At 58.4% G+C, this 9678-nt stretch carries 12 protein-coding genes and 1 riboswitch; of the genes, 10 read left to right on the plus strand and 2 right to left on the minus strand.

The window, feature by feature from the left end; translation table 11 throughout:
* Positions 1-4: 4 nt before the first annotated feature.
* Genes HRQ87_RS18775 through cobJ form a run of 3 tightly spaced genes read left to right on the plus strand, consistent with a single transcriptional unit; the run spans position 5 to position 2120 of the window.
* Entirely contained in the window at positions 5-634 is a 630-nt protein-coding gene (locus HRQ87_RS18775) for a precorrin-8X methylmutase (protein WP_174139979.1), read from the plus strand.
* Entirely contained in the window at positions 631-1371 is a 741-nt protein-coding gene (locus HRQ87_RS18780) for a precorrin-2 C(20)-methyltransferase (protein ID WP_174139980.1), read from the plus strand. The genes HRQ87_RS18775 and HRQ87_RS18780 overlap by 4 nt, the downstream gene beginning before the upstream one ends.
* The gene (cobJ, locus tag HRQ87_RS18785; protein ID WP_174139981.1) at positions 1368-2120 is read left to right on the plus strand and encodes a precorrin-3B C(17)-methyltransferase; all 753 of its coding nucleotides are present in this window, start codon (positions 1368-1370) and stop codon (positions 2118-2120) included. The genes HRQ87_RS18780 and cobJ overlap by 4 nt, the downstream gene beginning before the upstream one ends.
* On the opposite strand, the gene HRQ87_RS18790 is transcribed toward cobJ, so the two are convergent.
* Positions 2093-2848, minus strand: a complete 756-nt coding sequence (locus tag HRQ87_RS18790) for a cobalt-precorrin-6A reductase (protein WP_343035415.1) — start codon at positions 2846-2848, stop codon at positions 2093-2095. The two genes, cobJ and HRQ87_RS18790, sit on opposite strands and share 28 nt — an antisense overlap.
* On the opposite strand from HRQ87_RS18790, the gene cbiE reads away from it, so the two are divergent.
* The 7 genes from cbiE (at position 2847) to cobF (ending at position 9015) form a co-directional block, all read left to right on the plus strand.
* Positions 2847-4049, plus strand: coding sequence for a precorrin-6y C5,15-methyltransferase (decarboxylating) subunit CbiE (gene cbiE, locus HRQ87_RS18795; protein ID WP_174139983.1), 1203 nt, complete (start codon positions 2847-2849; stop codon positions 4047-4049). The genes HRQ87_RS18790 and cbiE overlap by 2 nt on opposite strands.
* The gene (locus HRQ87_RS18800) at positions 4046-4408 is read left to right on the plus strand and encodes a cobalamin biosynthesis protein (protein ID WP_174139984.1); all 363 of its coding nucleotides are present in this window, start codon (positions 4046-4048) and stop codon (positions 4406-4408) included. Before cbiE ends, HRQ87_RS18800 begins: the two co-directional genes overlap by 4 nt.
* Positions 4405-5199, plus strand: a complete 795-nt coding sequence (cobM, locus tag HRQ87_RS18805; RefSeq protein ID WP_174139985.1) for a precorrin-4 C(11)-methyltransferase — start codon at positions 4405-4407, stop codon at positions 5197-5199. Before HRQ87_RS18800 ends, cobM begins: the two co-directional genes overlap by 4 nt.
* A complete protein-coding gene (locus HRQ87_RS18810) occupies positions 5192-6505 on the plus strand; it encodes a cobyrinic acid a,c-diamide synthase CobB (protein WP_174139986.1) in 1314 nt (437 codons plus the stop codon). Before cobM ends, HRQ87_RS18810 begins: the two co-directional genes overlap by 8 nt.
* Positions 6502-7221, plus strand: a complete 720-nt coding sequence (cobA, locus tag HRQ87_RS18815) for a uroporphyrinogen-III C-methyltransferase (RefSeq protein WP_174139987.1) — start codon at positions 6502-6504, stop codon at positions 7219-7221. The genes HRQ87_RS18810 and cobA overlap by 4 nt, the downstream gene beginning before the upstream one ends.
* Positions 7222-7242: 21 nt before the next feature.
* Positions 7243-7429: riboswitch (cobalamin riboswitch) on the plus strand.
* Between the two features lie 50 nt (positions 7430-7479).
* Entirely contained in the window at positions 7480-8157 is a 678-nt protein-coding gene (locus HRQ87_RS18820; RefSeq protein WP_174139988.1) for an energy-coupling factor ABC transporter permease, read from the plus strand.
* Positions 8158-8187: 30 nt separating this feature from the next.
* A complete protein-coding gene (gene cobF / locus HRQ87_RS18825; protein ID WP_343035413.1) occupies positions 8188-9015 on the plus strand; it encodes a precorrin-6A synthase (deacetylating) in 828 nt (275 codons plus the stop codon).
* 327 nt (positions 9016-9342) lie between these two features.
* Here the strand turns inward: cobF and HRQ87_RS18830 are convergent.
* Positions 9343-9678 (minus strand): EamA family transporter (locus tag HRQ87_RS18830; RefSeq protein WP_217430505.1); only part of this gene is annotated, 336 nt, incomplete at its 5' end.

Here is a 9678-nt window from a genome sequence, read left to right on the forward strand (position 1 = left end):
CCTGATGCCATACACCTACGAAACCGACGGCCCTGCCATTTACCAACAATCCTTTGCGATCATCCGGGCTGAGGCCAACCTGGCTGGGTTCCCACCTGAGGAGGAAAAGATCGCCGTACGCATGATCCATGCGGCCGGGATGGTTGGGCTGGAAAAGCACATTCATTTCTCGCCGCGTTTTGCGAGCACTGCGCGCAAGGCGCTGGAAGAAGGCGCACCGATCTTATGTGACGTGCGGATGGTCAGCGAAGGTATCACGCGACCCCGATTGCCCGCGAACAACGCGATTATATGCACGTTGCGCGATGATGGCGTGCGCGATCTGGCAGCGCAGATGGGCAACACACGCTCTGCCGCAGCACTTGAGCTTTGGCGGCCCCACCTTGCAGGGGCTGTGGTTGCTATCGGCAATGCCCCCACCGCGCTTTTTCATCTGCTCAACATGCTGGAGGACCCCGATTGCCCCCGTCCGGCGGCCATCATTGGTTGTCCCGTCGGCTTTGTGGGTGCCGTTGAAAGCAAAGACGCGCTGTGGGCCGCGCAACCCGTTCCATGCTGCATCGTTCAGGGGCGGCTTGGGGGCAGCGCTATCACCGTCGCTGCTTTGAATGCCATCGCGAGTCCCATTGAATGAACCGCCAGGTCACAACAGGCACCATCTATGGCGTGGGGCTAGGCCCCGGTGATCCCGATTTGATAAGCGTCAGGGCGGATCGCCTTGTGCGTACAGCCCGCCATGTTGCCTATTTCCGTAAAGCTGGACGCCCAGGTCAGGCGCGCCGGATTGTCAATGACATGCTGTCACCCGATGCGGTCGAGATACCAATGGAATACCCGGTCACGACAGAGATTCCCCTGCACGATCCGGCCTATAACGCCTGCCTTTCAACTTTTTACGTCGACTGCACTACGCGGCTGCAAAGCCTGGCAGAGGCCGGTGAGGATGTAGTCGTTCTGTGTGAAGGAGACCCGTTTTTCTATGGCTCGTTCATGCATCTTTATACACGGCTAAACGGCAAAACGCCGATTCAGGTTGTACCCGCCATCACCGGCATGTCTGGCGCCTGGACTGCGACCGGGGTGCCCGTCACCTGGGGCGATGATGTGATGACCGTTCTGATGGGGACATTGCCCAAGGATGATCTGATCCGGCATATGCAGGCCGCTGACGCTCTGGTCATTATGAAAATCGGTCGAAATATCGACAAGGTCCGTGATGCCTTGCATGACTCTGGTCGTTACAATGACGCCTGGCTGATTGAATATGCCACGATGCCGAACCAGACGGTCACGCCTTTGGCTGGTGCCGAGAGCAAAGTGACCCCCTATTTCTCGATCATTGTCGTGCACGGCCAGGGACGCAGACCATGAGCGGTTGGGTCGCTGTTGTGGGTCTGGGACCAGGGTCCGAGACACTCGTGACGCCTGATGTCACGCAAATTCTGGCCGAGGCGACAGATGTCGTAGGCTACTTCCCTTATGTGGCCCGCGTCGCTGAACGCTCGGGTCTGACATTGCATGCCAGCGACAACCGGGTTGAGATCGACCGGTCCCGCCATGCGCTTGAGATGGCTGCGGAAGGCAAACGCGTTGTTGTCGTTTCGTCTGGTGACCCAGGCATTTTTGCAATGGCCGCCGCGGTGCTTGAGGCCATCGATCACGGCCCACCCGACTGGCGCAATCTGGATATACGCATTCTGCCCGGCATCACCGCGATGCTGGCCGCCGCCGCCCGCGCAGGTGCGCCCTTAGGCCATGATTTCTGCGCAATTAATCTGTCCGATAACCTGAAGCCGTGGTTTTTGATCGAACAGCGGCTTCGTCTAGCGGTGCGGGCGGATTTTGCGATGGCGTTCTACAACCCGCGCTCAAAGGCCCGGCCAGAGGGGTTTGCGCGCGCCCTCGATATCCTGCGTGAAGACTGTATGGATGACCGCCCTGTGATCTTCGGGCGTGCGATCTCGACACCAGACGAAGAGCTTCGCGTCGTACCATTGTCACAAGCGCAGCCAGACATGGCCGATATGCGCACGATGGTCATCGTCGGATCATCGCAGACAAAAATCATTACACGGGATGGCCCCCCACTGGTCTACACCCCACGATCGGTGCCCGTATGAGCAACCCAATCCAGCACATCCTGAACGCTGAAAACTTCATGCCTGGGTGGGATATCTGGCCGGTCGATCATAATCACCGGCAGGCCCAACTCACGCGCGGCTTCGATCTTGGCATAGGCGCCTTGTCCGCCCGCGTTTTTCGACACAACACAGTCAATCTCAAACCTTTGCATCAGCGCTTTGTCATCCGCCGTGCTAAAAGGTCCGCGCGAGACGATGACTTGGTGGTCAGGAAAAGGCGGGGGCGAGGCTGGTCCATCGACAAGGCGCAGCAGATAGAAATGCTGCGGATTGGGTGCGAAATCGGCCAGATGCATCCGTCCGACGGCCAGCATCACCCGTTGGGCGGCGCCTTGCAATGCGGCACAGGCTGCGGGGATATCCAGCACGCTCTGCCAACGATCACCAGCAACTGGCGTCCATGGCGCGCGGGTCAGCGCGATCAGCGGCACGTCGGTTTGAGCACATGCCGCAATGGCATTGCGGCTCATCTGCGCAGCAAAGGGGTGCGTGGCGTCGATGACATGGGTGATCCGCTGATCCTGAAGGTAACTGGCCAAACCCACTACGCCTCCAAATCCCCCGATCCGACGATCAATCGGCTGACGCACCGGGCGTTCCACCCGGCCAGCGAACGAGATCACAGCGCGCAGCCCTGCGTCATGCACAGCGGCCGACAAAGCCGTCGCCTCGGTCGTGCCGCCGAGGATCAGAAGGTTGGGTGCGATGTCTGACATGCCGTGGCTCACACTTATCGGTTTGGGCGAGGATGGACCTGAGGGTCTTTCGCCCGCAAGTCAAGCCGCTCTGTCCGAAGCTGACGTCATCATGGGGCCACCGCGCCACCTTAACCTGCTGCCGGATGATGGCAAAACCCGCCGGATCAGCTGGCCAGTGCCTTTTGCGGACGGCATACCCGAACTGATGAAACTGCGCGGCAGGCCTGTTGCCGTCTTGGCCTCGGGCGATCCGTTCTGGTTCGGGGCGGGTAGCGTGATCACCCGCGATCTCGGCGTGCATGAATGGCGTGCGTTCCCCGGGACGTCCAGCTTTTCCCTGACCGCTGCACGGATGGGCTGGCCGTTGGAGCACACGACTTGCCTCGGCCTACACGCAGCCCCGTTGTCACGCCTGCGTCCCCATCTTGCACCAGAAGCTCGACTGATCGTCCTTCTACGCGACGGCCAAGCGATTCACGATCTGGGTGCTTATCTGACGGACCAAGGCTTTGGCGATAGCACTCTAACGGTGTTTGAGGCACTTGAGGGTCCATGGGAAAACCGGACAGACACCCGGGCCGATGCAGCAACTGAACATGCGTTTTCCCACCCGGTGTGTGTCGCACTGACGGTGATGGGCCAAGGTAAGGCGCTGCCGAGAACCTCAGGTCTGCCAGACGATTTTTTCGACCACGACGGCCAGATCACGAAAACCCCTATGCGCGCTGTGACCCTGTCCACCCTTGCGCCATGTAAGTATGAGCGGCTGTGGGATATTGGCAGCGGCTCGGGATCCATTGCAATCGAATGGCTGTTATCTGATCCAACGACCGAGGCCATCGCGATTGAGACACGACCAGATCGGACGAAACGGATAAAGGCCAACGCCGACACCCTGGGTGTGGATGGGTTGAGGGTGATCACAGGAACGGCGCCTGAGGCCTTGGGAGATCTGCCAGCACCCGATGCTGTGTTCATTGGCGGCGGACTGTCGGAAGCGCTATTGAACCATTTGCAAGAAACGCTATGCACGGGTACGCGTTTGGTGGCAAACGCTGTGACGCTTGAGGCTGAGGCTTTGTTGACCCATTGGCAGGTTAAGCTGGGCGGCACGCTCTTGCGAGTCGAGCTGTCGCGTGCCAGGCCGCTTGGCGCTAAGCGTGGCTGGCAGGCGGCCTATCCTGTTATCCAATGGAGCGTTACCCTATGATTGTTGCAGGGTTCGGATTTCGCGCAGCGGCTTCACCCGCAAGCCTGCAAAACGCGCTAATCAAGGCGTCACAGGATCATCGACCAGATGCGCTTGCCACCGTCGCAGATAAACTGGACGGCCTGCAACCCTTGGCCGAGACTTTGGACTTACCAATAATCTCCGTATCACCCCCGAAGCTGAAAGCACAACAAACGCTGACGCAATCCAAAGCATCCGATGCCGCGCGGGATACTGGCAGCGTCGCCGAGGCAGCCGCCCTTGCCTCGGCAGGCCCGGATGCGCGATTGGTGGGGCCAAGACACATCTCAGACGACCGGATGGCCACCTGTGCCATCGCTATCGGAGGCCCCCTATGACGGTTCATTTCATCGGTGCCGGTCCCGGCGCGCCGGATTTGCTGACGCTGCGCGGACGCGATCTGATCGCGGCATGCCCCGTCTGCCTTTATGCCGGATCTCTGGTGCCCGAAGCGGTTCTGGCCCATTGCCCGGACAGGGCTCGCATAGTCAACACCGCTTCCATGGACCTTGATGCGATTATCGCCGAGGTGCAAAGCGCCCATGCCGCAGGGCAAGACGTTGCGCGGTTGCATTCGGGTGATCTGTCTGTCTGGTCCGCGATGGGCGAACAGCTTCGGCGGCTTAAGGCGTTGCAAATCCCTTTCACCGTCACGCCCGGTGTGCCATCTTTTGCTGCTGCTGCTGCTGCGCTTGGGGCCGAGTTAACCCTGCCGGGTGTCGCACAGTCCGTTGTGCTGACACGGACGCCGGGTCGCGCATCTTCGATGCCAGCGGGCGAAACCTTGGCGAACTTCGCAGCAACAGGCGCGACGCTCGCAATCCATTTGTCGATTGTGAACATCAAGCAGGTGGTCACAGACCTGACACCCGCTTACGGGGCTGACTGCCCTGTTGCGGTCATCTATCGCGTCAGTTGGCCAGATCAACGCATCCAGCGCGCGACGCTTGGGACAGTGGAACAGGTACTGGATCCCGACATAAAACGCACCGCTCTGATCCTTGTCGGCCCGGTGCTTGAGGCCAGCGATTTTGCGGAAAGCTGCCTTTATGCCGCTGATTACGATCGCCGCTATCGCCCGCAATCCGCAGAAAGCCCCTGGGCAGGATGGAGCCACGGCGATGACTAACCCCCCCGGCTTGATGATTTCAGCCCCCGCTTCGGGCACCGGCAAGACGACTGTGATGCTGGGTCTTCTGCGGGCACTAGTCGATGACGGTCTGACCGTGCAGCCCTATAAAAGCGGGCCGGATTATATTGACCCGGCCTTTCATCTGGCCGCAACCGGGCGGGCATCCTTCAACATGGACACATGGGCCATGGATGACACGTTGCTGGCGGCTGTTTCGAAACAGGCGGATAGTGCGGATATGATCGTGGCCGAAGGATCCATGGGCCTGTTCGACGGCGTGGCGACCCGTGGGCAGGTGGGCTTTGGATCCAGCGCCGAAACCGCAGCGCGCATGGGGTGGCCCGTGGTTCTGGTGATCGACGTCAGCGGACAGGCGCAATCAGCGGCGGCGACCGCACTTGGCTTTGCAAATTATCTGCCTGATCTGTCCCTTGCCGGTGTGATCCTGAACCGCGTTGCCAGCCCCCGACACGAACGTCTGACACGACTTGGGATGGAGCATGCAGGTCTGCCAGTTCTGGGCGCATTACCAAGGCGTGGTGATCTGAAACTGCCCGAACGGCATCTTGGGTTGATCCAGGCGGTCGAGCATCCTGATCTTGAGGCTGCGATTGCGGGGTACGCCACATTCCTGCGGGACCATGTCGATCTGTCTGCGCTTAAGGCTGCGGCCACATCCGTCGAAACCAAGGCACATGGCGACCTGCCCAAGCCCCCCGCACAACGCATTGCACTGGCGCAGGATGCTGCGTTTTCCTTTACTTACCCCCACCTGATCGAAGGTTGGCGCGCCGCTGGTGCTGAAATCCTGCCGTTTTCGCCCTTGGCCGATCAAGCACCAGATCCCTCGGCCGATCTGGTTTGGTTGCCCGGTGGCTATCCCGAACTGCACGCAGGCACCTTGGCAGCCGCGGATCAGTTCAGGACCGCCCTGCGCAAACATGCGGAAACCAAGCCCGTTCACGGGGAATGCGGGGGGTACATGGCCTTGGGCGAAACCCTGATCGACAAAGATGGGGTCGCGCATCAGATGGCAGGCTTGCTGGGGCTTGTGACCAGTTATGAAAAACGCAAGTTCCATCTGGGCTATCGCCGGGCTGTCCTGTCGGCGCTACTGCCCGGTTTTCAGACAGGTGCGGCCCTGCGTGGCCACGAATTTCACTATTCAACCATCATCGAACAACCCGATGCCCCTTTGGCCCAAGTCTATGATGCCGATGGCAAGCCTGTCGCTGAAACCGGGTCCCATCGCGGTTCGGTCAGTGGCACGTTCTTTCATCTGATCGCGCAGGAGGCCCCATGACAGGGTTTGTCAGCTTTGTCGGCTCTGGCCCCGGCGACCCCGAGCTTTTGACGCTGAAAGCCGTGGATCGCTTGAAACGGGCCGATGCTGTGCTGTTTGATGATCTGTCCGCAGGTCCGATCCTTGCCCATGTACGCACCGGTGCCGATTTGGTGGGTGTTGGTAAGCGTGCCGGGCGGCTTTCGCCGAAACAAGACCACGTCAGCCGCTTGCTGGTGGATTACGCCCGTGAAAACCAGCGCGTCGTACGCCTGAAATCCGGCGACGGCGGCACCTTTGGACGGCTTGAGGAAGAACTAACAGCCCTGAGCGCGGCCAGCATTCCCTATGAGATCATTCCCGGTGTCCCATCAGCTTGCGCCGCTGCTGCGGCTGCGGGCATTCCGCTGACCCGGCGTCTGAACGCTCGGCGGGTTCAGTTTGTGACAGGGCATGATTTTACGGGCGCGCTGCCCGATGATCTGAACCTGCCCACCCTTGCCGATGCCAACGCGACGACGGTTGTTTTCATGGGCAAGCGCACCTTTCCCAAACTGGTGGACATGCTTGTCGGTCACGGCATGGCCCCTGATACACCCGCTTTGCTGGCCGAAAACGTCAGCCTGCCGGATCAGACGATACACCGTGACACAGTCACCGGTCTTGCTGCAAAACTTGCGCAGGACGTGGGTGATAAACCAGCGCTGATCCTTTATGGATCACTGGCCGATATATGACTTGCCCGACAGGTCAAATCCTGAAACAGTCAAGGTGATGGTGGTGACATTTTGTCGCCTAAAAAGGGAACCGGGTGCAAACCCCGGGCTGCCCCCGCAACTGTGAACGGGAAGCGGACCGATTAAGCCACTGGCCTTTGGGGTTGGGAAGGTTCGGTCACCGCGATGATCCGCAAGTCAGGAGACCTGCCATCAAAAATGCAATCGCCGGGGCACCGGCACCAACAGTCGCCGGGTGGGCGACAAGGAGACGATATAATGCACATCGAACCAGGCGTCGTTGACGGCGCAAAGATGATATTTGCCTATGGCACAGCGGCCGCTGCCGCCGGATACGCGCTGAAACTCAGCGCTGACGATCTGAAAACACACTCAATCGCGTCATTCGCAATCCGCGCGATCATTGCGACAATTGGTGTTTTCATCTTTTTTGAGGTCCTGCCGCACTTCCCCGTCGGTATATCCGAGGTGCATTTTATCCTGGGAACAACGCTGTTCCTGATCCTTGGGGCTGGCCCTGCATCCTTTGGACTGGCGGCGTGCCTGGCCATTCAAGGCGCCTTCTTTGCGCCATCTGACCTGCCAATGTATTTTGTGAATATCACAACCCTGCTGTTCCCACTGTTTGTCGTCGACGCCTTGGCCAAACGTATCGTGCCCGCAGACACAGCTTATGTCGACCTGAACTATATGCAGGTTCTGAAAATGTCTGTGGTTTATCAGGGTGGCGTTGTCGCCTGGGTGGCGTTCTGGGCGATCTACGGTCAGGGTGTTAGCGCTGAAAACCTGACTGCGGTCGCCAGCTTTGGTGCGGCTTATATGCTGGTCGTTCTGATCGAACCCATCGCTGATCTGGGTGTTTTGGCAGGTGCCAAAGGCTTGCAGCGCTTTAGCAAAACTGGTCTTTTCACACAACGGCTGCATCACCCTGCATAAGATTTCAATAACTCTAGGCGGGCGATCTTTGTGTCGCCCGTTTTTGGCAAAATGACCCAGCTATTTCTTATCGGTATCGGCACAGGAAACCCTGACCATCTGACCCGTCAGGCGCATAAAGCCATTGCTGAAGCTGATCTGATCCTCGTGCCCCGAAAAGGGGACGAAAAGTCCGATCTGGCCGATTTGCGCCACCTGATTGTCGCGGACGTTCGCGCTGACGTCGATCTTGTGGTCAGCTATTTTGACATGCCCAAGCGCAGCCAGAATCAGCCTTATCTTAAGGCCGTCACTGCCTGGCATGATGAAATCGCTCAGATCTGGGCTGCTAAAATCTCCGAACACCGCCAAGCCCAAAAGATCGCCCTGATGGTCTGGGGGGATCCAGCGCTTTACGATAGCACCTTGCGCATTGCCGCGCGACTTAGGCCAATTCCCCCAATTACAGTAATCGCAGGCATCACATCCCTGCAGGCCCTGGCAGCGGCCCATGCCATCCCGTTAAATACTCTGGGTGGTGAAATCATCGTCACTACAGGGCGGCGTTTAAGCGGCGAACGTTCCCCCGAAAATGGCTCAACCGTGGCCGTTATGCTGGACGGAACCTGCGCTTTTCAACAGTTACTTGGGCAGGACCTGCACATCTGGTGGGGTGCATACCTTGGAATGCCGCAACAGCTTCTGATGTCAGGCGCTTTGGATGATGTCTGCCAGGATATTATTAAAATGCGCAACGCTGCGCGTGAGGACCATGGTTGGATCATGGACACGTATATATTAAGGTCGGTACAGTCCCTCACGCCTCCACTCGGCTTTGGGTTACAAGTCGCAGATCGACTACGAAAGGACCGCAACTAAAGAGCTGGAATCTCTAAACCAATACCGGTGAGCTGGCCGTGACGACAAATGGCATTTCTGAAGTAGCGTCCGAGGGTGATACGATCCGCTACCATGCCGACAAACCACATTCGATAATTGGGTCCGTCGGCATAAAGGAACGTTTGGTCCCACAGAGCTCTCTGTAAGTGGCTGACTCATTAAATTTTTCCTCTTTTATCTCCCCCTTATCTGGAGTGTGTCGGGCGGCTGATTTTCAGAGGGAGAATACCGAGCGCGTCGAGGAGTTTGTCATCAGAAAAGTCTTAGTCGACCCCAGGCTGCTGGCAATTGCCTGAAGTCTCCAGATCATTGCACATCATCCGGTATTTGCGAACGAGTTGGTCTTCGAACAGAAAAGCTAACCGCTTTGTTTGCAAGCCAATGCGTAGGTAAGAAGGCCGCACCTGCAATCGCTACAAGCACTATAAACATCCCAAGCAGTTGCATGCCGTTCAGTGTTTCTGATAAAAAGTACCAAGACAGGCATCCGGCAACGATGGGCTGAACCAGCAGAACAAGCGAACTTAGCGACGGGGGAAGATCTTTCAGCGCAATTGTCGTTAAACCTTGGCCGAGGATTTGACCAATCAGAACAAGCACCAGAAGCATCAGCACTGTCTGAATGGATTGCGGCAACGGGAA

It is taken from the genome of Parasulfitobacter algicola, assembly GCF_013315265.1.
Taxonomy (GTDB): domain Bacteria; phylum Pseudomonadota; class Alphaproteobacteria; order Rhodobacterales; family Rhodobacteraceae; genus Parasulfitobacter; species Parasulfitobacter algicola.